General features: G+C 55.9%; 23 protein-coding genes. 8 read left to right on the top strand and 15 right to left on the bottom strand.

Annotated features, from left to right (window positions below):
- Positions 1-72: 72 nt before the first annotated feature.
- The 6 genes from ACWB12_RS03510 to ACWB12_RS03485 all read right to left on the bottom strand — a co-directional run bounded on the left by ACWB12_RS03510 (position 73) and on the right by ACWB12_RS03485 (position 6357).
- On the bottom strand, positions 73-1812 hold the full coding sequence (locus ACWB12_RS03510) for a SulP family inorganic anion transporter (RefSeq protein ID WP_479528678.1): 1740 nt from the start codon (positions 1810-1812) through the stop codon (positions 73-75).
- A gap of 6 nt (positions 1813-1818) precedes the next feature.
- Positions 1819-2226, bottom strand: a complete 408-nt coding sequence (locus ACWB12_RS03505) for a protein tyrosine phosphatase family protein (protein WP_479528677.1) — start codon at positions 2224-2226, stop codon at positions 1819-1821.
- Positions 2227-2280: 54 nt separating this feature from the next.
- Positions 2281-3168: an MBL fold metallo-hydrolase gene (locus ACWB12_RS03500; protein ID WP_479528676.1), complete on the bottom strand. Its 888-nt coding sequence runs from the start codon at positions 3166-3168 to the stop codon at positions 2281-2283.
- A gap of 69 nt (positions 3169-3237) precedes the next feature.
- Positions 3238-4473, bottom strand: a complete 1236-nt coding sequence (locus ACWB12_RS03495; protein WP_479528675.1) for a glycerate kinase type-2 family protein — start codon at positions 4471-4473, stop codon at positions 3238-3240.
- Entirely contained in the window at positions 4464-5666 is a 1203-nt protein-coding gene (locus ACWB12_RS03490) for a DegT/DnrJ/EryC1/StrS family aminotransferase (RefSeq protein WP_479528674.1), read from the bottom strand. The genes ACWB12_RS03495 and ACWB12_RS03490 overlap by 10 nt, the downstream gene beginning before the upstream one ends.
- A gap of 25 nt (positions 5667-5691) precedes the next feature.
- Entirely contained in the window at positions 5692-6357 is a 666-nt protein-coding gene (locus tag ACWB12_RS03485) for an HAD-IA family hydrolase (RefSeq protein ID WP_479528673.1), read from the bottom strand.
- Between the two features lie 116 nt (positions 6358-6473).
- On the opposite strand from ACWB12_RS03485, the gene glmU reads away from it, so the two are divergent.
- The 3 genes from glmU to ACWB12_RS03470 are packed head-to-tail and all read left to right on the top strand — an operon-like array spanning position 6474 to position 10329.
- Positions 6474-7832, top strand: a complete 1359-nt coding sequence (glmU, locus tag ACWB12_RS03480; protein ID WP_479528672.1) for a bifunctional UDP-N-acetylglucosamine diphosphorylase/glucosamine-1-phosphate N-acetyltransferase GlmU — start codon at positions 6474-6476, stop codon at positions 7830-7832.
- Positions 7832-9655, top strand: a complete 1824-nt coding sequence (gene glmS, locus ACWB12_RS03475) for a glutamine--fructose-6-phosphate transaminase (isomerizing) (protein WP_479528671.1) — start codon at positions 7832-7834, stop codon at positions 9653-9655. The genes glmU and glmS overlap by 1 nt, the downstream gene beginning before the upstream one ends.
- Positions 9652-10329: a DNA alkylation repair protein gene (locus ACWB12_RS03470; RefSeq protein ID WP_479528670.1), complete on the top strand. Its 678-nt coding sequence runs from the start codon at positions 9652-9654 to the stop codon at positions 10327-10329. Before glmS ends, ACWB12_RS03470 begins: the two co-directional genes overlap by 4 nt.
- Positions 10330-10374: 45 nt before the next feature.
- Here ACWB12_RS03470 and ACWB12_RS03465 read toward each other — a convergent pair whose 3' ends face one another.
- Both ACWB12_RS03465 and ACWB12_RS03460 read right to left on the bottom strand, forming a co-directional pair.
- Positions 10375-11988, bottom strand: coding sequence for an AMP-binding protein (locus tag ACWB12_RS03465; protein WP_479528669.1), 1614 nt, complete (start codon positions 11986-11988; stop codon positions 10375-10377).
- A 3-nt stretch (positions 11989-11991) separates the two neighbouring features.
- Positions 11992-12513, bottom strand: coding sequence for a hypothetical protein (locus ACWB12_RS03460; protein ID WP_479528668.1), 522 nt, complete (start codon positions 12511-12513; stop codon positions 11992-11994).
- Between the two features lie 93 nt (positions 12514-12606).
- Between ACWB12_RS03460 and moaA the strand changes: the two genes are divergently transcribed.
- On the top strand, positions 12607-13617 hold the full coding sequence (gene moaA, locus ACWB12_RS03455; RefSeq protein WP_479528667.1) for a GTP 3',8-cyclase MoaA: 1011 nt from the start codon (positions 12607-12609) through the stop codon (positions 13615-13617).
- Between the two features lie 115 nt (positions 13618-13732).
- Here moaA and ACWB12_RS03450 read toward each other — a convergent pair whose 3' ends face one another.
- The 3 genes from ACWB12_RS03450 to argE are packed head-to-tail and all read right to left on the bottom strand — an operon-like array spanning position 13733 to position 16822.
- On the bottom strand, positions 13733-14473 hold the full coding sequence (locus ACWB12_RS03450) for a glutamine amidotransferase (protein ID WP_479528666.1): 741 nt from the start codon (positions 14471-14473) through the stop codon (positions 13733-13735).
- 9 nt (positions 14474-14482) lie between these two features.
- Positions 14483-15652, bottom strand: coding sequence for a M20 aminoacylase family protein (locus ACWB12_RS03445; protein ID WP_479528665.1), 1170 nt, complete (start codon positions 15650-15652; stop codon positions 14483-14485).
- Positions 15653-15655: 3 nt separating this feature from the next.
- Positions 15656-16822 (bottom strand): acetylornithine deacetylase, encoded by a 1167-nt coding sequence (argE, locus tag ACWB12_RS03440; RefSeq protein WP_479528664.1) that lies wholly within the window; start codon positions 16820-16822, stop codon positions 15656-15658.
- A gap of 366 nt (positions 16823-17188) precedes the next feature.
- On the opposite strand from argE, the gene ACWB12_RS03435 reads away from it, so the two are divergent.
- The 4 genes from ACWB12_RS03435 (at position 17189) to ACWB12_RS03420 (ending at position 21855) form a co-directional block, all read left to right on the top strand.
- Complete coding sequence (locus tag ACWB12_RS03435) at positions 17189-18889, top strand: peptide ABC transporter substrate-binding protein (RefSeq protein ID WP_479528663.1); 1701 nt, start codon at positions 17189-17191, stop codon at positions 18887-18889.
- An 88-nt stretch (positions 18890-18977) separates the two neighbouring features.
- Positions 18978-19985 (top strand): ABC transporter permease, encoded by a 1008-nt coding sequence (locus tag ACWB12_RS03430; RefSeq protein WP_479528662.1) that lies wholly within the window; start codon positions 18978-18980, stop codon positions 19983-19985.
- The gene (locus tag ACWB12_RS03425) at positions 19978-20883 is read left to right on the top strand and encodes an ABC transporter permease (RefSeq protein ID WP_479528661.1); all 906 of its coding nucleotides are present in this window, start codon (positions 19978-19980) and stop codon (positions 20881-20883) included. Before ACWB12_RS03430 ends, ACWB12_RS03425 begins: the two co-directional genes overlap by 8 nt.
- Before the next feature lie 216 nt (positions 20884-21099).
- Positions 21100-21855, top strand: a complete 756-nt coding sequence (locus ACWB12_RS03420; protein WP_479528660.1) for a hypothetical protein — start codon at positions 21100-21102, stop codon at positions 21853-21855.
- Here ACWB12_RS03420 and ACWB12_RS03415 read toward each other — a convergent pair.
- The 4 genes from ACWB12_RS03415 to ACWB12_RS03400 all read right to left on the bottom strand — a co-directional run bounded on the left by ACWB12_RS03415 (position 21839) and on the right by ACWB12_RS03400 (position 25533).
- A complete protein-coding gene (locus ACWB12_RS03415; protein WP_479528659.1) occupies positions 21839-23119 on the bottom strand; it encodes a DUF3422 family protein in 1281 nt (426 codons plus the stop codon). The genes ACWB12_RS03420 and ACWB12_RS03415 overlap by 17 nt on opposite strands.
- Before the next feature lie 152 nt (positions 23120-23271).
- On the bottom strand, positions 23272-23592 hold the full coding sequence (locus tag ACWB12_RS03410) for a hypothetical protein (protein ID WP_479528658.1): 321 nt from the start codon (positions 23590-23592) through the stop codon (positions 23272-23274).
- Positions 23593-23742: 150 nt separating this feature from the next.
- Complete coding sequence (locus ACWB12_RS03405; RefSeq protein ID WP_479528657.1) at positions 23743-24057, bottom strand: hypothetical protein; 315 nt, start codon at positions 24055-24057, stop codon at positions 23743-23745.
- Positions 24058-25533, bottom strand: coding sequence for an NAD(P)(+) transhydrogenase (Re/Si-specific) subunit beta (locus tag ACWB12_RS03400; RefSeq protein WP_479528656.1), 1476 nt, complete (start codon positions 25531-25533; stop codon positions 24058-24060).
- Positions 25534-25539 lie beyond the last annotated feature (6 nt).

Raw genomic sequence — 25539 nt, 5'->3', positions numbered from 1 at the left:
ACGGGCCTGTGTACTGCGCGGAAAAGAAAGATTCTATGCCTGCGGCGCAGGTATTTTAGGCAAGAAGAAATGTTAAGGGGGGCAATCCCCGTTCAACTGCTCGACCGCGTGGAACTGGGACAGGAACACTTGGCCCGTCAGCCGCTCTAAGAAGTCAGTGCGCATCAGGCGGTCCATAACGGGGCCTTTTACTTCGGACAGGTGCAGTTTGATTCCGAGGCTGTCCAGACGGTGCATAATTGTTTCGATTGATTCCAGCGCGCTTGTGTCGATCTCGTTCACCGCTGAACACATCAGCACCACATGGCGCAGACATTTATCGCCGACAACACGGTCCAGAATGTAGTCTTCCAGATAACGGGCGTTGGCGAAATACAGGCTTTCGTCGATGCGGATGGTCAGGATGGCGGGCGTGGTTTCGACCGTGTGGCGCAGCACATTGCGGAAATGTTCGGTCCCTGGCACGCGGCCGACTTCGGCCATATGCGGGCGGGATGTTTTGTATAGATAAAGTGCGAGCGACAACAGCACCCCCGCCGTGACGCCGATTTTCACGCCTAAACCCAATGTCGCCAGAATGGTCACCGAAACGGCCAGAAAATCGGTTTTGGAATAAGCCCATGTTTTGCGCAGCATTGACAGGTCTAGCAAGGACAACACCGCCACGATGATGATTGAGGAAAGCGCGGCCTTTGGCAGGTAATAGAGCGCGGGCGTCAGCAGCAATGCCGCCAACAGGATGCCGATCGCTGTCATCCCCCCCGCCGCCGGCGTTCTGGCGCCAGAATCAAAATTAACCACCGAGCGCGAAAAGCCGCCCGTCACCGGATAGCCCCCCGATATCGCCGAACCGATATTGGCCATGCCAAGGCCGATCAATTCCTGATCCGGCACAATGCGCTGGCGTTTGCGTGCCGCCAGTGTCTGGCCCACCGACACGGATTCAACAAAACCGATGATCGAGATCAGGATCGCCGAGATCAGCAGATTGCTCCAGATTTCTGCATCAAATTCGGGGACCGTAAGCGGCGGGATGCCGCGGGGCAGCTTGCCCACAATGGCGACACCACGTTGTTCCAGTCCCAGCCCCCAGACCGCAAGAGTGGTCAATGCAACCACCACTAGCGGGCCGGTTTTAGAGAAGATTTCAATCAGTCGCGGCGCCATGCCGGTGCGTTTCAACAGGGGTTTCAACCCCTTACGCGACCAAATTAAGAACCCGCAAGCCAGCGCCGAAATCAGCGCCGTTACCAGATTGGTCTGGCCGATGTTGCGCAATATGGCCCCGCCAAGGGTGATCAGATCACTGCCCTGTGCTTTGATCCCCAACAGGTGTTTGATCTGGCTGGTGGCAATCAACATGATCGCCGCGGCCATAAATCCGGCAATCACCGGATGGCTGAGAAAATTGGCCAAAAACCCCAGCCGCAGCACCCCCATCCCCAGTAATATCAACCCCGACATAAACGCCAGAATGATCGCCGCTGCCGCGTATTCGGCGGGGCCCGACAGCCCCATTTGCCCAAGCGCCGCTGCCGTCATCAAGGAAATAATCGCAACCGGCCCCACAGCAAGCACCCGACTGGTGCCAAATACCGCATAGGCCAGAAGTGGCAGGATCGAGGCATAAAGCCCCATTTCAGGCGGCAACCCGGCCAGCAACGCATAAGCCAGTGATTGCGGGATCAACATGATCGTCACAATCACCGCCGCCACCGCATCACCCGTCAATGTGTCGCGATTATAGGTGCTGCCCCAGTCAAGGATCGGCAGGTAGCGACGCAAGGGGGCTGGGATTGATAGGCGTTTCATACGGGTTTAGTCAGCAGCAATCAGCGGTGACATGTCATAACCCGCCGCAGCGGTTGCAGTCAGGATTTCGTTTGCTTCCAGCTCAGAAATCATCATCAGCGACCAGATCACGGTGCAACGAGTGCCGGACCGGCAGTAGGCGAACACCGGTTTTGGCAAGTCGGCCAGCACACGACGGGTTTCAATCGCGTGGGGCATTGCAGCCTTGCCGGATTCGGCAGAGATGTGGGAAAATTCAAACCCGATGGCTTTGGCCGTTTCCTCGACAGCTGCAACGTCGGGCTGGCCCGCATCCTCGCCATCAGGGCGGTTGCAAATGATGGTGCGAAACCCCAAATCCCAAATCGCTTGCAAATCCGAAATCGCAATCTGTGGACTGACCGAGAAATCGTCAGAAAGACGCCTTATATCCATAGTTATCATTCCCTACGTGCTTGGTCGCCCGTAACCACGAGCCAGTCCCAAACTTCATAGTTTATTTATCGGCACCTTGAAATAGGCATTCCCGTCATGGTCGGCTGGCGGCATGTCCCCTGCCCGCATATTCACCTGCAAAGACGGGATAATCAGGCGCGGCATCGCCAAGGTTGCATCGCGGTCTTCGCGCAGTTTGACGAAATCGGCACGGCTGGTGCCGCCGCCAAAATGGATGTTGTCAGATTTTTGCGCGGCCACTGTGGTTTCATTTTGTATGTCACGCCCGCCGGGGCCGTAATCATGGCACATCATCAGACGCATATCGTCGGGCAAGGCCAGAACCTTTTGCACGGAATCGTATAATTCGCCCGCATCCCCACCGGGGAAATCAGCCCGTGCTGATCCACCATCGGGCATGAACAGCGTATCGCCAACAAAGGCGACATTGCCCATCACATGGGTCATACAGGCGGGTGTGTGGCCGAGGGTGTGGATCGCCACGGCCTGCATTGTGCCGATCTGGTAGGTGTCGCCATCGGCGAACAGCACGTCAAACTGACTGCCGTCGCGTTGAAATTCTGTGCCCTCGTTGAAGACTTTGCCAAAGGTGTCCTGAACGATGGTGATGCCTTCACCAATGGTGATTTTACCACCCAGTTTTTCCTGAATATAGGGCGCTGCTGACAGATGGTCCGCGTGCACATGGGTTTCGATCTGCAATTCCAGTTTCAGGTTGTTTTCCTGAATAAACCGGATGATTTTATCGGCATGGGCATGGCTAAGACGCCCCGCTGCATAGTCGATATCCATCACTGAATCCACCACAGCGCAGGCGTTGGAATTGGGGTCTTTTACCACATAGGAAAAGGTGTTGCTGTCTTTGTCGAAAAACGGCGTGACCTCGGGGGTGACGGTCATGTCGATCGGATAATCAGGCATGTCGGGTTCCTTTTTCCAGCTGCGTTATTTACATTCCACTTTATGAATATAACATATATGGCCGCAACTTCAAGACCGGATCAACACCTGCAGGTCGGCCACATTGGTGCCCGTCGCCCCCGTTATCAGCAAATCATTGCTGGATTTCAACGCATGATAGCTGTCATTATTGGCCAGCATTTCCACTGGGGATATTCCCGCATCGCGCATCCGTGTCAGCGTGGTGTTGTCTACCATGCCACCCGCCGCATCACACGGCCCGTCGCGCCCGTCAGTGCCCCCCGACAGGAACACCCAGTCGCCTTGCCAGCCCTGTTGTTCCGCCAACAGGGCCACCCGCAAGGCCAGTTCCTGATTGCGTCCACCAAGGCCCGTGCCGGTTAGCCGCACGGTTGTTTCACCGCTAAACAGGGTGATACCCTTGCCGGATTTCACTATTATTTCAGCAGCTTGGGATACATCCCCAGTTAGGGGGGATGTAAGCACCTGTGCTTTGGGTGCCGCAGCTTTCATCGCTGCGATGCTGATCGGGTTGGAGCCAACTAACTGGTTTTCCGCATTGGGCAGAGGCGGCAAATCTGGTTCGGATTGCGAAAGGTGGGTTTTGACGGACGCGGGAACCTCATCCCAAATACCGTAAGATTTCAGCATCTCCGCCGCCTGCGCCCGGGTGCCAACCGGCCCAACCGTCGGGCCGCTGGCGATAATCCGCAGGTCATCCCCGATCACATCCGACAGGATCAACGCCCGCACAGGGGCCGGATCAGCCACACGCAGCAAACCGCCCCCTTTCAGGCGTGACAATTGTTGGCGCACCATGTTCATCTCGCCAATCTCGGCACCGCAACCTAACAACAAACGGTTCACTTCGGCCTTATCCACCAGCGTGATCCCGTCGACTGGTGCGGGCATCAGGGCCGAGCCACCACCGCTGATCAGGGCCAGAACACGGTCATTGGCTCCCAGGGCATGCAGCTTTGTGATCACATAAGATGACGCCTCTGCACCACTTTCATCTGGAACAGGGTGTCCTGCCGCATATACCGTTGCATAATCAACAGGCTGTTCGTTTTCATAATTTGTGATCACAATAGCTTCACCGCTACCAGAAACCCGCTCCACAGCCGCCTGCGCCATGCGCATCGCCGCCTTGCCAACAGCTAAAATAAATATCCCCCCCCCTTCGCCCGCCGCCTGCATCGGTTCTGCATCCAGCACCTTAACCACCGCCTGATACGGGTCCGCCGCCACGACACCTGCATCAAATATCGCCCGCGCCTGATTACGCATCAAAGTCAGGCCCATGATTGATAAACCGCCCCGACCTCGGCGCGGATAATGCCCGCAATTTGTTCGCAATCCTGCAGGCTAAACGGCAACGGCAGCCGCATATCCAGAATGCCGCGCAACACCCTGTCGGACGTCGGCAGGCTCTGCTCTGGTGCATAACGCCAGCTGTCATAACGCGAAGTGAACCCCGTTGGCTCGTCCCCACCGAACCACTTCAATTCAACCCCGCGCACCGCACAGCGTTGTAATACCTGGTTTATTTGTTCCGCATCCCAATCCAGCAGCAAAAACTGGATGGACGATCCAACGTATCCCTCATCCGCAGGCCGCTCGATCACAGTTAGACCCGCCGTGCCGCGCAGCCCCTCTTCGACCAGCCGATACCGCGCATTCCACGCAGCACATTGATCAACCAGCGTGGCCAATTGCGGGCGCAAAATTGCGGCGCGTAAATTGTCCATTCGACCCGAAATATTCGGCACCTCATATCGCAGGGTTTCAAACGCTTGCGCAGGTGGCCCAGCGAGATGGCGTTCAAACAGCATATAGCTGCCCGACAGCATCACCGCGCGGGCCATCAGATCATCGTCATCCGAGATCAGCAAACCGCCCTCGCCCGAGTTCATGTGTTTGTAAGTTTGCGTTGAATAAGCCGCCATCACCCCATGCCGCCCCGACATCACACCGCGCCATGTCGCCCCCATCGTATGGGCGCAATCCTCGATCACTTGCACCCCTGCCGCATCGCAAAGCGACATTAAGGCATCCATATCGCAGATGTGGCCGCGCATGTGGCTGAGCAACAATACCCGCGCACTGCTGTCAGAAATTTTCTGTTCTAAATCAGATAGATCAATGGTCAATGCCTCGGTCACGCCAACGAATACCGGCACCGCCCCAAGGCTGGCAATTGCGCCGGGAACTGGGGCCAAAGTGAAGGCATTGGTCAACACTTTGGCCCCCGCAACCACCCCGACGGCCCGCATCGCGCAAGCAATCGCATAGCCGCCCGAAGCCACCGCCAACGCATATTCCGACCCCATCACAGCCGCAAATTCCTGCTCCAGCAATGCGGTTTCGCCCGCCTCGCCCTCGGCCACATTATAGCGGTGCAAACGCCCGTGTTGCAGCACCCGCATCGCGGCCTCGATCCCTGCATCGGGAATAGGTTCTTGCTGGGTAAAGTTGCCAGTAAAAATATCGCTCATAACAGCCCCCGTTTTACACAGTGTGTCAGTCGATCAACGCCTCCACAACCTCAAACAACTGATCATAATGGTCCAGCAACGCCTCGGGCTGTAACGCCATTACACCCCGCCCCGTCGGCCCAAACGTCACCAATACGCTAGGAACCCCCGCCGCCCGTGCTGTTTCGCGGTCCGTCACCGTGTCGCCGATCAACACAGATCGCGCCACATTGCCCCCGACCCGCGCCACCGCTTCCAGATAGGGTGCCGCATCGGGTTTACGCGTTGGCAATGTATCGGCCCCGACGAGTGCGCCAAACATGTCGCGCATACCCAGCCGTTGCATCAGGGCCTCGGCCAGCCCTTCAGGTTTATTTGTGCAAATTCCGATGCCGTAACCAGCATCCAGCAAGCGTTGAACCGCAGGCCGCACCCCGTCATAGACCACGGTATAACGGTCCAGATTATCGCCGTAATTCTTTAATAACAAAGGAAATTGTTCATCAATTAGCCCTTCGTCATCCGGCTGCCCCAATCGTAAGAACCCCAGCCGCAGCATCGCCCGCCCCCCCGCAAACGAGCACGCCTTATCCGCTTCCATATCCAGCATATCGCCATGCCCAAGGGCGCGAAAACAGGCATTGGCGGCATCAATCAAATCGCCGCTTGTGTCCGCCAACGTCCCGTCCAGATCAAAAATAACTGTTTTCATTCTACCCCCTAGGCGACAGGCCGCCAAAAACTGTAATATGGCGTAAACACAAGTGACTTGCCCCGCGCGTCATAAGCGATAAAACGGGCAGCAACGAAAGAAAAGAGCATAATAGTATGGCAACAGCGTTAATTGTTCTGGCCGCGGGTCAGGGAACACGAATGAATTCGGACCTTCCCAAAGTGCTGCACCCTTTGGGTGGCGTGCCCTTGGTGGTGCATGCAATGGCGTCGGGCGACGCGGTGGAGCCTGATAAAATAGTGGTGATTGCGGGTCACGGGGCCGATGCGGTTGAACCGGCGGTTCTGGCCTATAATCCGGGTGCGATTGTGGTGCAGCAGACAGAACAATTGGGCACGGGTCATGCGGTTTTGCAAGCCGCCGATGCATTAGATGGATTTGAGGGCGATGCGATTGTGGTGTTTGGTGACACCCCGTTTGTGCGCCCCGAAACGATTGCCAAAATGGCCGCGTCCCGCGCTGACGGAAACGCCATCGTCATGCTGGGCTTCGAGGCCGCCGATCCGGGCCGTTACGGGCGGATGATAGTGGGTGATGACGGTCTGGAACAGATCGTCGAGGCCAAGGACGCCAATGAGGCCCAACTTGCCATAACTCTTTGTAATGGCGGGCTTGTTGCAGCTGACGCGCAGTTGTTATTTTCCCTGCTGAGCGCCATTGGCAATGACAATGCCAGCGGTGAATATTACCTGACCGACATCGTAGCCGCTGCGCTTGCGCAAGGCCATTCCGCCAGTGTTGTCACCTGTGACGAGGCCGAGACAATGGGTATCAACACCCGCGCCGAACTGGCCCTTGCCGAAGGTATCTTCCAAGCCAGTAAACGTGCCGAGGCGCTGGAAAACGGTGTCACCATGACCGCCCCCGATACTATATTCTTTGGTTTTGACACTTATATTGGCCGTGATGCGGTGATTGAACCCAACGTGGTTTTCGGCCCCGATGTTACGGTTGAATCCGGTGCAACCATCCGCGCATTTTCCCACCTAGAAGGCTGTCACGTTTCGCGCGGCGCCGTCGTCGGCCCCTACGCCCGCCTGCGCCCTGGTGCCGAACTAAGCGAAAATGCCAAAGTCGGCAATTTTGTCGAGGTTAAGAACGCCACCCTGCTTGAGGAGGCCAAGGTGAACCACCTATCCTATATTGGCGATGCCACGATTGGCGCGCGCACAAATGTCGGGGCGGGCACGATCACCTGTAACTATGATGGATTTATGAAGCACCGGACCGAAATTGGTGAAGGCGCATTCATCGGGTCCAACACCATGCTGGTCGCACCGGTCAAAATCGGTAACGAGGCGATGACAGCGACAGGTTCCGTGATCAACAAAGACGTGCCGGATGGCGCATTGGCCCTGGCCCGCGCCCGCCAAGAGATAAAACCGGGCATGGCACGTAAATTGTTCGATAAGTTAAAGAAAACCAAGGCGAGACGCGCCAAGGAGGCCAAATAATGTGTGGTATTGTCGGGGTGCTAGGGGATCACGAAGTGGGTCCGATACTGGTTGAGGCGCTAAAACGGCTGGAATATCGTGGCTATGACAGCGCCGGAATTGCCACCATTAACGAGGGTGCGCTGGATCGGCGCCGCGCCGTTGGCAAGCTGGTGAACCTGTCGGATTTACTGGTGCATGATCCACTGGCAGGCAAGGCCGGCATCGGCCACACCCGCTGGGCCACACATGGCGCCCCCACCGTTGGGAATGCGCATCCGCATCAGGCGGGACCGGTGGCCGTGGTTCATAACGGCATCATCGAAAATTTCCGCGACCTGCGCGAGGAAATGGCGCAAAACGGCATCAAATTCCAGACCGAGACCGATACAGAAACCATCGCTCTGCTGGCGCATCACTATATTGAACAAGGCATGTCGCCCCGTGACGCCGCCCGCGAAACCATCGCGCGGCTCGAAGGCGCTTTCGCGCTGTGTTTCCTGTTTGACGGCGAAGATGATCTGCTGATCGCCGCCCGCAAAGGCTCGCCTTTGGCCATCGGGCACGGAGATGGCGAAATGTATGTCGGTTCAGACGCTATCGCGCTGGCGCCGATGACCAACCGGATCACCTATCTGGACGAGGGCGATTGGGCCATCGTCACCCGCGCGGGCGTTGAAATCCGCGATGCGCAAAACCAGCAGGTCAACCGCCCAGTTAAAACCGTTAATATTGATAGTGCGCGGATCGAAAAGGGCGGCCATAAACACTACATGGCCAAGGAAATCGCTGAACAGCCCACCGTTCTGGGCGAAGCAATTGAACATTACCTCACCCCTGATGGTGGCCAAATCACCCTGCCCGACGCAGGCATTGATTTCTCTAAATTCGACCGGATCACGATGGTCGCCTGCGGCACAGCCTACCTCGCTTGCCTCACCGCAAAATACTGGTTTGAACAGGTCGCGCGCATTCCGGTCGAGGTCGATGTCGCCTCGGAATTCCGCTATCGGGAACCGCCGATCCCTGCCCGCACTCTGGCCCTGTTTGTCAGTCAATCCGGCGAAACCGCTGACACCTTAGCCGCGCTGCGCTACTGTCAGGGCAAGGCCGATATGATAGTGTCGGTGGTCAATGTGCCTGAATCTTCGATCGCACGGGAATCCGATCTGGCGCTGCCCATTCTGGCGGGCACCGAAATTGGCGTGGCCTCGACCAAGGCGTTCACTTGCCAGTTGTCAGTGATGGCCACTTTGACGCTAAAAGCCGCCTCGGATAGGGGCGAACTGAACGCCGAAACGCTTGCCACACACCTCGCCACCCTGCGCACATTGCCCGGTCTTCTGAGCCTTGCAATCGGCACGGGCGATGAAGTGGAAAGCATTTCTCGCAAGCTGGCCGAGGCGCAGGATGTACTGTTCCTTGGACGTGGCGCAATGTTCCCTCTGGCCCTTGAAGGTGCATTAAAACTAAAAGAAATCAGCTATATACACGCCGAAGGTTATGCTTCAGGCGAGTTGAAACACGGCCCCATTGCCCTGATCGATAAATCCATGCCGGTGGTGGTAATGGCCCCGCGCGACGCGCTGTTTGATAAAACCGTTTCCAACATGCAAGAGGTGATGGCGCGCGGCGGCAAGGTGCTGCTGATCTCGGATGCGCAAGGCATCAAGGAAGCCGGCGAAGGCACATGGGAGACCCTGGCAATGCCGCAGGTTGACCCACTGTTCGCGCCAATCCTCTATGCGGTTCCGGCGCAATTGCTGGCCTATCACACCGCGATTGCCAAAGGCACTGACGTCGATCAACCCCGCAACCTAGCCAAATCGGTGACCGTAGAATGAATCCTAAAATCGCAATTGATACCCTGCTGCAGCACAGTATTGAGGGCAAGGCGCTGCAAATGGCCGCCTATCATAAAATCAAGCGCCGTTATTTGGGCGTCCCCAATCCGGCCATTGATGCCGAGGTCAAAAAATGGCGTGCAGTGCTCGACATTGACGCGCGTGTTGCGCTGGCGGATGCGCTGTGGCGCAGTGACATCCATGAGGGGCGCATCGCCGCCGCCAAACTGTTGACCCAGGCCCGAATTCAACCGGATCAAGCGGCTTGGGATTTGATCAAATCATGGGTGCCTGATTTTGATGGCGAGGCCATCGCCGATCATGTTTGCACCGCAGGGCGTAAGCGTCTCGAGGCCGATCCTAGCCGGTTTGAAGAGATTGAAATCTGGACCCAAAGCCCCGATATGTGGACCCGCCGCGCGGTCCTGACCATCACTCAGCCGTGGACCAAACAAAACAATCCAAAACCGGCAGACATTGTGCTGCGTGATCGGGTTTTGGACTGGACGGCCGCATATCTGCCTGACACAAACCGCATGATCCAAAATGCAGTCGCAGGCTGGCTGCGCGATCTGTCCAAGCACGATCCAGACCGCATTCGTGCCTTTCTGAAAAAGCATAAAAAGGGCGTAAAGCCATTCGTGCGCAAAGAAGCGACACGGCACTTAAATTAACACGACCTCGGTTGTTTGCATAAGACCGACTCGGGGCTGCTGGGGCTATTTTCCGCGCAGTTCCCGCCGCATAATTTTGCCAGTCGTGGTCATCGGCAAAGTTTTGATGCGCTCAATCATCCGTGGCGCCACATGCGGGCTGACTTTTTCACGCACCCGCGCAATCAGGGCTGCCTCAAGCCCGTCCCATTCCGCCCCGTCCCGCAGCACAACGAACGCTTTCACCACCTCGGTTCGCAGCGCGTCCGGCACGCCAATCACCGCAGCCATCACCACATCCGGATGGCCGCCCAGACAGTTTTCAATCTCGCTTGGCCCAATCCTGTAACCGGACGAGGTGATCACATCATCGTCCCGACTGGCAAATGTGAAATATCCCGCACCGTCACAAACACCCAAATCCCCCGTGCGCATCCAGTCACCGCTAAATTTCGCTTCCGTTGCCTCGGGTTTATTCCAATAGCGCAGAAACATCACCGGATCAGGACGGCGCACCGCAATTTCGCCCATTTCACCCGTTGCCAATTCCTGACCAGCACTGTCAATCACCGCCACATCATGCCCTGGCACAGCACGCCCCATCGCGCCCGCCACCTGATGGCCGCCACCGCCTTGCGAAGAAATCACCAGATTGCATTCGGTCTGGCCGTAAATCTCGTTAATATGACAGCCCAGCGCGGTTTGCGCCCATTCCAGCAGCGGCGCACCCAGACTTTCGCCCCCTGAACTGACTGATCGCAGTGAAACACCGTCCGGCACCTTGGCCTGCTGCATCAGCTTTAACGCGGTGGGTGGCAAAAACAGGTTGCGCATTTTGTGGCGGACGATCAGATCATACGCCTCATCGGGATCGAACTTGCGCATCCGCCGACTGATCAGCGGCACCCCGTAATGTAGGCACGGCAGCGCAATATTCAGCAAGCCCCCCATCCACGCCCAATCCGCAGGCGTCCAGCCAAGATCACCCTGTTGGGGGAAAAATTCATGGTGCAACTCGACACTGGGCAAATGCCCCAGCAACACCCGATGCCCATGCAAGACCCCTTTGGGTGGGCCAGTGGTGCCAGAGGTGTAAACCAGTAATGCCGGATCATCCGGCGAAGTAGAAACTGGGAGGACCGCATCGGATGATGTGGCAATGTCTCCGTAGAAATCGCGCACGAGGGCGGTGGCAGGATCTATCGAATAGACCTCTGCCAGATCAGGTAACCCGCCACGTAGCGCCATAACCTTGGCCAAGTTACCCCCGTCCGTTACCACAATTTTTGCGCCAGAATCGACCAGCCGGTAAGACAATGCCTCTTCGCCAAACAGAGTGAACAGCGGCAGCGCAACCGCGCCCAGTTTATAGGCGGCGAAATGGCTGATCAGCACGGCTGGCCCCTGTTGCAACAGGATCGCCAGCCGGTCACCACGCCCTAGGCCATGAGCCGCAAACGCATTGGCCATACGACACGCCGCACGCTCGAGCATGCCATAAGTCCAACGCTGCTGGCTGCCATCTGCCGATAGATGGATCAGCGCCACACGGTCGGGGTGATGCGCAGCCCATACCGCGCAGCAACTCTCTGAAATATTGTAATGTTCCGGCAGATTCCACTGGAAGTTCTGCTGTATAACATCCCAGTCAGGATCAGGTGTTATTAACCGACGCACCATCCGTTATTCAGCGTAAACGATCAAATCAGTCAGGCCCGTCAGAGGTGCGCCCAGCAAGCGCAACGCCGCCAGAGACACCCGACTGCCCGCCGTCTTTGGCCCGTCAATCGGGATCAGATCGACCGCTACCGATTTGCCGTTAACGGGGTATTCAACCCGCCCTTTTCCCGCCACTGAAACCAGCGGCGTTTTCAACCAGAATCCGGGCTCTGCCGGATTGCCCAGCGAGCCCACAGTAACACCCAGCTTGCGTTCGCCGCCTGAGGGGGCCAACGCGACTGCTTCGGCCTTCTGCTCGCTGGTGGTGGTGTCAAATTGCTCGGCCGTTTGTGCCGAACGGGCCGGTTTAGGTGCCGCCGTCTGTATTGACGCGGGTCGAGCCGGTGGGCGGTGATCCATCTGAGCCTCGGCTTGCACCTCGGGCGGGGCCACACGCGGGTTCGCCCCGTTGCTAAATGTCTCGTCACACCCTGACAGCACCAAAGTCGCCAAAATCACACATACGGTTTTCAATCGATAATCCATGCGGGTAATCTAGGCCGAATTGTGCTGCGGTTCAATGCCTCACACTTGATCTGGCCCCTTGTCGTCAACAAACATCGGGCCTAGGATAGCCGTATGGAACCTGCCCTGATTGACCCCTTCATGCGCGCCGTTACATACTTGCGCGTCTCCGTCACTGACCGCTGCGATTTTCGCTGTGTTTACTGCATGTCCGAGAACATGAAATTCCTGCCGAAAAAGGAATTGCTGTCGCTCGAGGAGCTGGATCGCATGTGCTCGGCTTTTATCGGGCTGGGCGTGACCAAGTTGCGCATCACGGGTGGCGAGCCTTTGGTGCGGCGCGGGATTATGACATTTTTCCAATCCATGAAGCGACATCTGGAGAGTGGAGCGTTAAAAGAGATGACCCTGACCACCAACGGCTCGCAACTGGAAAAATACGCCGAAGAACTGGTGGCCTGCGGCGTGAAACGCATCAATGTGTCACTGGATACGCTGGACGAGGAAAAATTCGCCGAAATCACCCGCTGGGGGCGTTTGCCACAAGTTTTGCGCGGGATTGAGGCGGCGCAAGCCGCGGGTTTACGGGTGAAATTGAACGCTGTGGCCGTTAAGGGATTTAACGAGGACGAACTGTTCACCCTGCAAGAATTCTGCGCCCAAAAAGGCATGGACCTGACATTCATCGAAGTGATGCCAATGGGTGACGACATGAGCGAGGCCGCGCGTTTAGGCCAATACTGGTCGCTGAAAGATTTGCGCGACACGCTGGAAACCCGTTTCAGCACTACGGATTTATCCGAAAGCACAGGTGGTCCGGCGCACTATATCCGGATCAATGAAACCGGGCAAAAAATTGGCCTAATCCAACCGCTTAGCCATAATTTCTGCGAAAGCTGTAACCGTGTGCGCATCACCTGCACCGGCGAGATTTACACATGTCTGGGTCAAGAGGGCCACATGGACCTGCGCCCCGCCCTGCGTGATAATCCCGACAGTGACGCGCCCCTGATTGCCGCCATCCATACAGCGATCGGCAGTAAACCCAAGGGCCATGATTTTGACTATTCGCGCCAACGCACCGATGGTCAAATGTCACGCCACATGAGCCATACCGGCGGGTAAACCACCGCCGCCTCCTTCTTCTTTTCCTAAATACCTGCGCCGCAGGCATCCGCGCTTTGGCCCGCAGGGGCAAAGCGCTTGGGGCGACACGCGCAAGCGTGGCGCAATTCCTCAATCAGTCCCGTGCGTAAATCTTCACAAAATTCCGCAATATCAACTCCGGCGCATGCACGTCCGACGCATGACACATCTGAACCAAACGCGCTGCATCCTCTGGTGCAAAATAGCCCTTGTTTTTGTAAACCCCGATCCGCACTTCAAACCCCGCGCTATCGGCTTCGGGGTGGAATTGCGTTGCATAAACATTGTCACCAAACCGGATCATCTGGTAGGGGCAACTTGGCGATGACACCAGATGCACGCAGCCCTTTGGTAGGTCTTGCAACGCCTCTTTATGGCCCACAAATGCCGTGAATTGCGCAGGCAACCCGTCCAGCAATGCATCCCGCGCCCCGTCAGCCGTCACAGCACATTGCGAAGTGCCGACCTCCTCGAAATACCGCTCTTTGCTCACATCCCCCTCCAGATGCGCCCCCAGAACCCCGATGCCGTAACAGCAGCCCATAAACGGAATATCGTGGTCGCAAATTTGTGGCATCAACCCCATGACGGCGGCTTCGATCTTTGCTTCTACAGTCGACTTCTCCTTAGGCGAATCCGACACACAGCCCGGCCCGCCGCCAACGATCACGCCGGAATAATCAGCCGGATCAAGGTCTTGCGGGATGTCCTCACGATCCAGCCTGATCCGGTGCACCTGATCAGCCCGCAATCCCCCCTTGTCCAGAAACGCCTGATATTCATCATCAGACGCCTCTGTTTCAGGGCGCAATTGCAGGATCAAAAACGGCTTCATCCCCAATGCTTATGCCGCTGGCATCCGGCTTTCGACCATTTCGGCCCACCAGCTACAGCCGACGGGAATAGCCTCATCGTTAAAGTTATATTCAGGGTGATGCACCATCGCGCCCTCTGTGCCATTTCCCATCAGCATATAGGCCCCGGGGCGTGATTCCAGCATGTAAGAGAAATCCTCGCCGCCCATCACTAGGGCTGCGTTGGTATCACAGCCGCCAGAAACCTTGGTCGCGGCTTGAGCTGCGTAATGGGTTTCGGTCTCGTGGTTTACCGTCGCCGGATAGCCATGCATGTAGTTGACTGTCGCGGTCGCGCCGTAAGCATCGGCAGTGGCCTCGGCCAGTTTGATCAGGCGTTCTTCGGCCAACGCACGCACGTCACTTTCCAGAGTGCGCACTGTGCCCTTTAACGTGACAATCTGCGGGATCACATTAAACGCCTTGCTTTCGGTCTCAAAACTGGTGACAGAAACCACCGCCTGTTTCACTGGGTCTACATTGCGCGAAACGATGCTTTGCAGCGCCAGAACGATATGGCTCGAAACCACTGTGGGATCGACACAAACATCAGGCTTGGCCGCATGGCCACCCTTGCCCTTGACCGTGATCACGAACTGGTCAGTTGCGGCAAAGAAAGGACCCGAACGGATGGCGAATGCGCCAATTTCCTCGCCCGGCCAGTTGTGCATGCCGTATACTTCCTGCACGTTCCAGCGGTCCATCATGCCGTCATCGACCATTTCTTTACCGCCGCCGCCGCCTTCTTCGGCGGGCTGAAAGATCAGCACTACGGTGCCGTCAAAATTGCGGGTTTCGGCCAGATATTTGGCAGCCCCCAGCAACATCGCCGTGTGGCCATCGTGGCCGCAGGCGTGCATCACGCCGGGGTTTTTACTGGCGTAATCTACCCCCGTTGCCTCGAGAATTGGCAGCGCGTCAAAGTCGGCACGCAAGCCAACCACCTTACCCGATGTGTTGGTTTTCCCTTTGATAACAGCAACAACACCAGTGCGCCCGATCTTGCCAACCACTTCATCACAGCCAAATTCATTCAGCTTCTCGGTGATAAAGGCCGAGGTTTTCGGCGTATCAAACAGCAATTCGGGGTTTTCGTGCAGATGGCGGCGCCAACCGGTGATTTCATCCTGCATTTCGGCGAAACGGTTTTTAACGGGCATGGGTTATTCCTTACATAGATGGTCAACCAAACGGTGCATGAATTGCTCTCCCGCCTCAAATTGACTGATTTCGATAAATTCATTGGCTTGGTGGGCTTGGTCAATACTGCCTGGACCACAAATGATGGATGAAAAACCGCGTTGCTGAAATTGCCCAGCCTCGGTGCCATATGATACCACATGATTGGCGTTATCGCCAGTCAGATGGCGCACCAGTTTTTCGGCCACGCCATCGGTTTCGGGCTGCAAGGCAGGCACGTCGAATTTGCGCACGACCTCGATGCTGGTTTCGGGCCGGATTGCTTGCATTTCGGCCTCGACCTCGCGCACCTTTTCCATATAGGTCGCTTCCCAATCGTCAAAGTTCTCTCCGGGAACGACCCGCACGGCCAGCACAAATTCGCAGTCTTTGGCGGTGATATTATGGGCGGTCCCGCCCGCAATCACCCCGACGTGCAGCGTGGTATAGGGCGGGATAAATTCGGCCACGATCGGCGATGGTGTGGCGGCCGCGTTTTCGGCATTTTTCTGGTTGGCCCATTCCAGCAGCTTAGCCGCCTGCATCACGGCGGATACCCCTGTGTGGATCAGCGAGGAATGCACCTCGAACCCATGCACATGGGTGGCAAACCCCAGCCCGCCCTTATGGCCGCTAACCGCTTTCATCATCGATGGCTCGCCAATCACCGCCGCCGCAGCGTGCGGCATATGTTTGGACATCTCGTCAATCATAAAGGGCGCACCAATACAGCCGACCTCTTCGTCATAGGACAATGCAATCTGGATTGGCCGCTTGATACCGCGCTCCAGCGCCAAAGGCACCGCCGCCAACGCCAACGCATCAAACCCCTTCATGTCACAGGTGCCACGGCCGTATAGTTTGCCGTCTTTCTCGACCACGCTGAATGGGTCCGTCACCCAGTCCTGCCCCTTGACCGGCACAACGTCAGTATGGCCCGACAGGATAACCCCGCCCTCGACCACGGGGCCGACGTTGGCGTATAGGTTCGCCTTGGTCTTGTCCTCGTTATATACGCGGTGCGATTTCACCCCGTGTGAGTCTAGATAATCCTCGACCCAATCCACCAGTTCCAGATTGGAAACCGAACTGACAGTGGGAAAAGAAACAAGTTTTTCAAGTAGTTCGCGCGAGGTGTAATGTTTGGCCATCTGGCCCTCCGATTTTGCAGTCAGCGCAGGGTGATCCTCACTTGGCCCAAGGTCAAGGGCTATGGCTCAATAATTGATTTCACACGGAAGTTTCCCGCTATGGGTATTAATTTGCTGTTGATACATGCGATTTTCCTGCTAACCTCGACGAATGCTAACTGTTGGCCTGCCTGTGCCGACTATAAAAACAATAAACTGCCTGGGAGTAACGACATGCCCGATTGGGCGCTGCCCGCCCTTATTTTTAAGGGTATTTGCACCAACCCAACCAACGCTTTGATCCCCTCGCACTCTGCGAGGCAAAGCGGCATGTCCGCATCTTAAGCACCTACAGCACGACGACTTCAACAAGGGAGACTGAAAACTATGAAAATGAAAACAATCCTTATGGGCGCAGCCTGTGCCTTTGCATTCGCCCCCGCTGCGGCATTTGCCGAACGCGGGTCTGACGGCCACGTCAACATCATCTATTGGCAAGCGCCATCGACGATGAACAACTACCTGTCCGGCGGTAACAAAGAGCAAGACGCCGCCGCGTTGGTGATCGAGCCTCTGGCGCGTTACGACGAAACCGGTAAAATCGTGCCTTGGCTTGTGGACGAAGTGCCGACCGTTGCCAACGGCGGTGTATCTGCCGACCTGATGTCAATCACATGGAAATTGACCGAAGGCCTGAAATGGTCCGACGGTAGCGACCTGACATCTGCCGACGTGAAATTCACTTGGGAATATTGCGTTGATCCGGATGGCGGTTGTGCCAGCTCCAACTACTTTGAAGATGTTGTCAGCATGGACACGCCTGACGCGCAAACGGTTGTCATTACCTTTGGCAAAGCCAAGCCTTATCCATATGGCCCGTTCGTTGGTGCAAACACACCAATCATTCAAATGGCGCAGTTCAAGGATTGTGTTGGTGCAAAAGCACAGGAATGTACCACAGAAAACTTTAACCCGATCGGCACCGGCCCGTTTGTGGTGGATGAATTCCGCCCCAATGACGTGATCACCTTCAAGGCCAATGAAAACTACCGTGACCCGAACAAACCGGCGTTTGCATCGGTGACTTTCAAAGGTGGCGGCGACGCAACTGCGGCTGGTCGTTCGGTACTGGAAACAGGCGAATTTGACTACGCCTGGAACCTGCAACTGGCCCCTGATGTTCTGGGCAACATGGCGGCTGCTGGCAAAGGCAAAGTCATTTCCGGCTTTGGCACATCCGTGGAACGCATCATGGTCAACCTGACCGATGTGAGCGCCGATCTGGGCGACACACGCGGCACAGTGGCCAACCCACACCCGTTCCTGTCGGACATCAAGGTGCGCAAAGCATTGTCAATGGCTATTGACCGCGCCTTGCTGACCGAAATCGGCTATGGTGCCACCGGTAAACCAACCTGTAACGTGCTACCAGCGCCTGCGATCTATGCATCAACTGCAAACGATGCGTGCCTAACGCAAGACATCGCTGGCGCCAACGCGCTGTTGGACGAGGCAGGTTACGTTCGTGGTGCTGATGGCATCCGCGCCAAAGACGGTGTGCGTCTGTCGGTTCTGTATCAAACATCCACAAACGCTGTGCGTCAGGATTACCAAGCGCTGGTTAAACAGTGGTGGAATGAACTGGGTGTAGAAGTTGAACTTCGCAACATCTCGGCTTCTGTGTTCTTTGGTTCTGATCCAGGTTCAAACGATACATTCCAGAAGTTCTTTGCGGACATCGAAATGTATACCAACAACTACTCGGGAACCGATCCAGAAGCATATATTGCTGGCTGGGCATGTAACCAAATCCCAACGCCTGACAATCAGTGGCAGGGCAACAACATGCCGCGCTTCTGTAATGATGACTATGAAGCACTGGTTGCTGAAATGGCCGTCACAGGTGATCTGGACAAACGCGCAGATCTTGCAAAAGCGATGAACGATATGCTGATGCAGAACTACGTTATGCTGCCGATCACGCACCGTTCAAACGTTTCCGCACACTCCAATTCCTTGGGTGGCGTGGTAATGAACGTGTGGGACAGCCAAATGTGGAACGTCGCCGACTGGACCCGTGTGAAGTAATCCACCAACGATATTTGCGGCCTCGAATTGATTTTCGGGGCCGCATTTTCACCCTCTCCCATTTTCCGAGACATGAACCGAGACGCCGATGCTGACTTTTACCATCCGACGCCTATTGCTGGCCGTGCCGACGCTTCTGTTCATCTCTCTGGTGATTTTCCTTCTGTTGAAACTCGCCCCTGGCGACCCGATGGCCCAAGTGCCGTTAACCGTTCCCCCCGAAGTCAAAGAAAAGATGCGAGAATCGCTGGGGTTGGGCCAACCGCTGCATATCCAATACTTCAAATGGTTGGTGCAGATGTTCTGGGTCGAACCCCAAGTGTTGATGGACAGCATGACTGGCTCCACCTTTGCCGAAGGCAAGCAACGGGTGATCAGCTGGCAGACCCGCAGCCCCGTGATGGACATCGTGGTGCAGCGCATTCCGCAAACCCTGTGGGTGGTCGGCATGGCTTACCTCGTCGGGGTGCTGATCGCGATCCCGATCGGGATTTATTCGGCCTACAAGCAATATTCGGTGTTTGATCAGGTCGGCACATTCATTTCGATGATCGGCTATTCGGTGCCGCCGTTCTTTTCCGGCGTTTTGATGATTGTGATCTTTTCGGTATTTTTGGGCTGGTTCCCGTCGATCTATGACACCACGCTGGTGGTCGACAGCTGGGAAAGCTTTGGCAAACAACTGCGACAGATGATCATGCCGGTAATGGTGCTGGCGCTGCAAACCACGGCGCAGATCAGCCGCTTTATGCGAGCCTCGATGCTGGACAACCTAAATCAGGATTACGTCCGCACCGCGCGGGCCAAGGGGTTAAGCGAAAAAGTCGTGGTGCTGGTGCATGTATTGCGCAACTCGATGATCCCTGTGGTTACCGTTATTGCACTGGGGGTTCCGGCGATTTTTGGCGGCGCGATCATTACTGAACAAGTGTTCAAGGTGAATGGCATTGGCCAGTTGCTGATCACCGCCATTCAGGCCAACGACCTGCCGATGGTGCAAACCCTGACCTTTATGTTTGCCATACTGATTGTGCTGTTCAACCTGATTGCCGACATCATGTATGGCATTCTTGACCCGAGGATCCGTTATGACTGATTCATCCCAACCCACAAGCGCACCCCGTTCCCAGTGGTGGGACGTTTGGGACCAGTTCAAAACCCACAAGGGCGCGATGATCAGTGCGGTGATCTTTTTGATAATCCTGTTTGCGGTGATGTTTGGCGAAGCGCTCTGGCATTTTGACGCCTCCTTCATCGATATCCGCTCGCGCAATCAGGGGCCATCCCTAACCCATCCGCTGGGCACAGACCAATTGGGCCGTGATACATTGGCGCGGATGATCCGTGGCGGGCAAATTTCAATTGCCGTTGGCCTGACCGCGATGTTGCTGGCGCTGTTTCTTGGCACGTTTGTCGGGGTGGCTGCGGGATATTTCAAACGGCTGGACGGAATTTTAATGCGGATGACTGATCTGTTTCTCGCCCTGCCCTTGCTGCCGCTGCTGCTTGTCATGGTGATGCTGTTTCGCGAACCGCTTAGTGCCGCCTTTGGCACCGAAACCGGTATCTTTATCCTGATGGTTTCTGCCATCGGTATCACCAGCTGGATGCCCACAGCGCGGATTGTTCGAGGCGATGTGCTGGCGCTAAAGGAACGCGAATTCATCCTGTCAGCCCGATCAATAGGCACCACACCGTTCAAGATGATCATGCGCCATATCCTGCCCAATGTGCTGTCGCCCATCATGGTGTCCGCCACACTGGGGATTGCCAATGCCATCATCACCGAAAGCGCGCTGAGCTTCCTTGGTCTTGGCTTCCCGCCCGATTTTCCCACATGGGGCCGGCTGCTGTTTGACGCCACCGATTTCTTGCAGCTCTACCCTGAACGGGTGATCTGGCCTGGTCTGGCTATTTCACTAACCGTGCTGTCGGTGAACTATATCGGCGACGGGCTGCGGGATGCGCTGGACCCACGGATTAGAGGGCGGTAAGACAGTGCGCCTACGCATTGGCCTTACGCTTCTGATACCACTCTTGCTATTGGCATTTCTTGGCCCTTTGGTCTCGCTAGACCCACTGCAAATGGACATCCGCAGTAGACATGCCACGCCTTTTACAAACTGGGACACCCACTTGGCACCGACCTTCTGGGGCGAGATACCCTTGCCCGCCTTGCCTATGGCCTCCGCCTCACGTTTATAACGAGTATGATATCTCTGGCGACCGCGCTAATCGTTGGTGCGCTTTCTGGATTGCTGATCCTTTCTCGCCTCCCCAAAATTGCGCCTGCAATTGTAAAAACTCTAACCATGATTATGGTTCTGTTCTGGATTTTCACAGTTACGATTTCATTCAATGCCATCTTCTTTCAGATAACTGATATATTCGAATGGTGGGTCGAATTAATCGATATTCTCTCGATATTGGGTGCAGCTATGGTGCTGATCGCATTACGCAAGAAATCATCGTTCCTACCCGAGGTGCCAGAACGAACACGTTGGACAACAATAGGTTGGCGTATGTTGCGCATGTTGTTGGTCGAACCAATGTTACTGTTCAGTACAATTACCATTATCTACTTGTTGCCTAACATACGGGAAACTCTGCCAACCTCTGTTATCATTGGAGCATCTGTTGGTTTGACGATGGCCCCATTTACCCTGCGCACAACACTGGCGGCAGGGCAGCTAACCCTTGCTGGAAAAGCAATCAGCCTTGGCTTGTTTTCTGCTGTAGCGTGGGCAATACTTGGTGCCGCCTATCTCGGAATTGTTGGTCTTGGGCAACCGCCTGATACACCAGACATCGGGCGTCTAATTTCCGATGGTCAAACCAAACCCATCACCCCGCTGTTATTCGCATCACTGGCTCTATTCATAACAATATCTGGCCTTGTCCTTACTGGCGATGGTATCCGAGATAAGTTGAAACTGGCGCTTTACGGGCCTAATGCGCCTTCCTGATCCTGCGCACGATCCACCAGACCGTAAGCAGCACCAATGGCGTCGCAATCGCCGTTAGCATTGGTTTGTCCAGCCCCGCGGCTTTGGCGAAAGGATAAGCGCCGTAAGTCACCAGATTGATCGCGTAATAGCTGATAGCCACAACCGAAAGCCCCTCGACCGTGCGCTGCAATCGCAATTGCAAGTCGGCCCGTTTGTCCATGCTCTCCAGCAGCGCCTGATTTTGCGCTGACCGCTCCACCTCGACCCGTGTGCGCAGTAAATCCGCGGCCCGCATCACCCGACCCGACATCGCCTCCAGATGCTCCTCGGTGGATATCACTGTGCGCATGGCCGGATCAAACCGGCGCATCATGAATTCCGAAATGGTTTGGCGCCCGCCAAACCGTTCCTCGCGTAACCCTTTGACCCTTTCATCGACAATCGCGCCATAGGCCCGCGTTGCCGCAAACCTGAAACTGCTCTGCGCAATCATATCTTCCAACTCGGCCGAGATCCCCAGCAGTTCACCCAGAACGTCTTCCTCGCTGCGCTCCAATCCCTTGATATGGCCAACCAGTTCCGACACCTGCACATCGACCTGCGCCAGCCGTTTGGACAGGGCGCGGGCCTTGGGCAGGGCCAGCATCGACATCGCTTTGTAGGTCTCGATCTCGCACAGACGTTGTAGTGTGCGCCCGATGCGGCGTTCGCCCGTCCCCGCCTTCACAAAAATCGCAAACCGCAGATGGCCCGCGCTATCTATCCGGTAATCCCCCGCCACAATCGCGTTGCGGTCCAGCGTATAGGATACCGCAATGCTTTCGGCAACGAAACTGGCTTTGACCTGCGCCTCGACCTGTTTGGCGGTCTTTGGCATTTCATCTATCCGGATCAACGCCGACGTCAGCCGTTTGCCCGGCACCATCGCCAGCCAATCGGCCGGAAACACATCAAACGCCACAGGGTCGAACGCACGGTCCGCCACCCCGTCGGAAAATACTGTGTAGGTGACAAATTCTGTGTGCAGTTCCCACTTCAGTTTATGGCGGCCCAGATCACAAAAGAAATGCGTGGCATCGGGTTGCGGGTGTGCCGCCCCGAACCGGTCCAGCAGATCAATCAGATGGGCGCGGTCCTGCGCACGGTCGCGGTTGGCAGCATCATGCGGGTTCTTGATCGCCAGATAGACCGCATGACACGGCGCACTTAGCGTCGGGAAGGGCCGCGCGTGCAATTCGTTCGCCATCTGGTAGCGCAGGGGGTGATCCTGAAATTCGCTCATTGTCTGCAGCCTTTTTGGGTCAACTGTAACCTAGCGCATTCCTGTAACAATTAAACTGCGTATATCTGACACGGTTGTCATTGTTGCGCCTCGAACACCTCTTTGGCGGCATTCAGCCCGTTGATTGCAGCGGGGATTCCGCCATTCAAAAATCAGCCCGCAGGATTATTCGGCTGCAATTCACTGATGCCTTCTTCGTCAACAAGGTAGTTGCTTGCGGGCTGCGGGCCGGTGGGCTGCGTTGAGAGTGTGTTGTGGGGAACCGGCAATACGGCTTGTTTGCCATCCGCATGGCATTCGTTCTCGGCGGCCAGACACGCCTTTAGAATTGCGTTTCGGTCCAGCCGTTTGGGGTCAGACATCAGGTCATTGAGGAACGGGTTTTCCTGATCCCTTTGTGAAATCGCCTCAAGGATTGAATGGGTTCTCTCCTCACGATACTTGAGCGCACCTTTGCCACAATAATCTGACATACCGATCAAATCCGTCACCGTAACCGCTATGGTATTTTGGCAATCCGGCTGCTTTATGATCCATTCTACGGTTTTGTAAGTGCAGTCATTGTCATAATTAAAACCCGTAACGACATCATACCATAATCCTTGATCACGGTGTGCTTTAAGCTAGACAATCGCCTCATCGCATTCGGCGACGGTTACCCATTTGCTGTTACCGTCTTTCCCAAATAAGAATTCATCCAATTCGTGTGGCCTGTGGCTTTCTTTTCCGTTTGGCCGAGCATGCTCTTTTATCGATTTGCCCATCCACTTTTTCATAGCATAGGGAAAGCCCATCACTGCAACAACTCCGACAACATCAAAATACCATGGCCAAGCTAGATTGGCGAAAAACATCGCAAAGATCAGCCACCCGACAAAAGCTGCAAAAATTGTTTTCAATATAGCTGCACGAATTGTTTTCAAAATCGGCGCCTTCATCTACTCAATCAACGCCAACAGCTTGTTCAAACTATCCTTGGCATCTCCATAGAACATCCGTGTGTTTTCCTTATAGAACAGCGGGTTTTCGATACCGGAATAGCCCGTGCCCTGCCCGCGTTTACTTACAAACACCTGCTTGGCCTTCCAGACTTCCAGAACTGGCATCCCTGCAATCGGGCTGTTCGGATCGTCCTGCGCGGCCGGATTGACGATGTCATTGGAGCCAATCACAATTGCCACATCTGTGTCGGGGAAATCGTCGTTGATCTCGTCCATTTCCAGCACGATGTCGTATGGCACGCGGGCTTCGGCCAGCAGCACGTTCATGTGGCCCGGCAGACGTCCGGCGACGGGGTGAATGGCAAAGCGCACGGTTTTACCTTTGTCACGCAGGCGTTTGACCAGCTCGCTCACTGCTTGCTGCGCTTGTGCCACCGCCAGACCATAGCCCGGGATGATCACCACGCTGTCAGCCCCTTCCAGTGCCGCCGCGACGCCTTCGGCTTCAATCGCCACCTGCTCGCCCTCGACTTCCATTTGCGGGCCGGATGGGCCGCCAAAGCCGCCCAAAATCACCGAAACAAATTTGCGGTTCATCGCCTTGCACATGATGTAGCTCAGGATCGCACCGCTTGATCCAACCAGCGCCCCGACAACGATCAACAGGTCATTGCCCAGCGTGAAGCCAATCGCCGCTGCCGCCCAGCCGGAATAGCTGTTGAGCATCGACACAACGACAGGCATATCAGCGCCGCCAATGCCCATGATCAGATGCCAGCCGATAAAGCCCGCAATCAGGATCATCAACAGCAGCGTCCAGATGCCGGAACCGCCGAAATACATCAGGCCAAGGATCACACTTGCGGCCAATGCGGCAGCGTTCAACATATGACCACCAGGCAGCTTTTTAGAGCCGCCATCGACCTTGCCCGCCAGTTTGCCAAAGGCGATGATCGACCCCGTAAAGGTGATGATCCCAATGAAGATGCCCAAAAACACCTCGACCTTCAGGATCGAGATTTCCACCGGTGATTTGTGCGCCAGTTTTTCGGCAAAACCCGCAAGGCCTGCCTCTTGCAACCAGATCGCGGCGCCTACCTCGTTCAACGAGGCGGGGATGTTGGCCTTGAGCGCCAGCACCGTGCCCAGTTCAAGTTCGGCATTCAGGCCGATGAACACAGCGGCCAAGCCGACAAAGCTGTGCAAGGCGGCCACCAGTTGCGGCATCTCGGTCATCTCGACCTTGCCCGCAACGTAATAGCCCGCGTAAGATCCCGCCGCGACGGCGACCAATACAAGGAAATAATTGCCGATGCCGGGGCCGAAAATGGTGGCAAATACTGCCACGGCCATGCCGACGATGCCATACCAGACTGCGCGTTTGGCGCTTTCCTGATTGTTTAGCCCGCCCAGCGACAGGATGAATAGGATTGCCGATGCGATATAGGCTGCGGATACGATACCAATGCTCATCTCACG

The organism is Profundibacter sp. (assembly GCF_056498605.1).
This window is presented reverse-complemented; position numbering and strand designations above follow the sequence as displayed.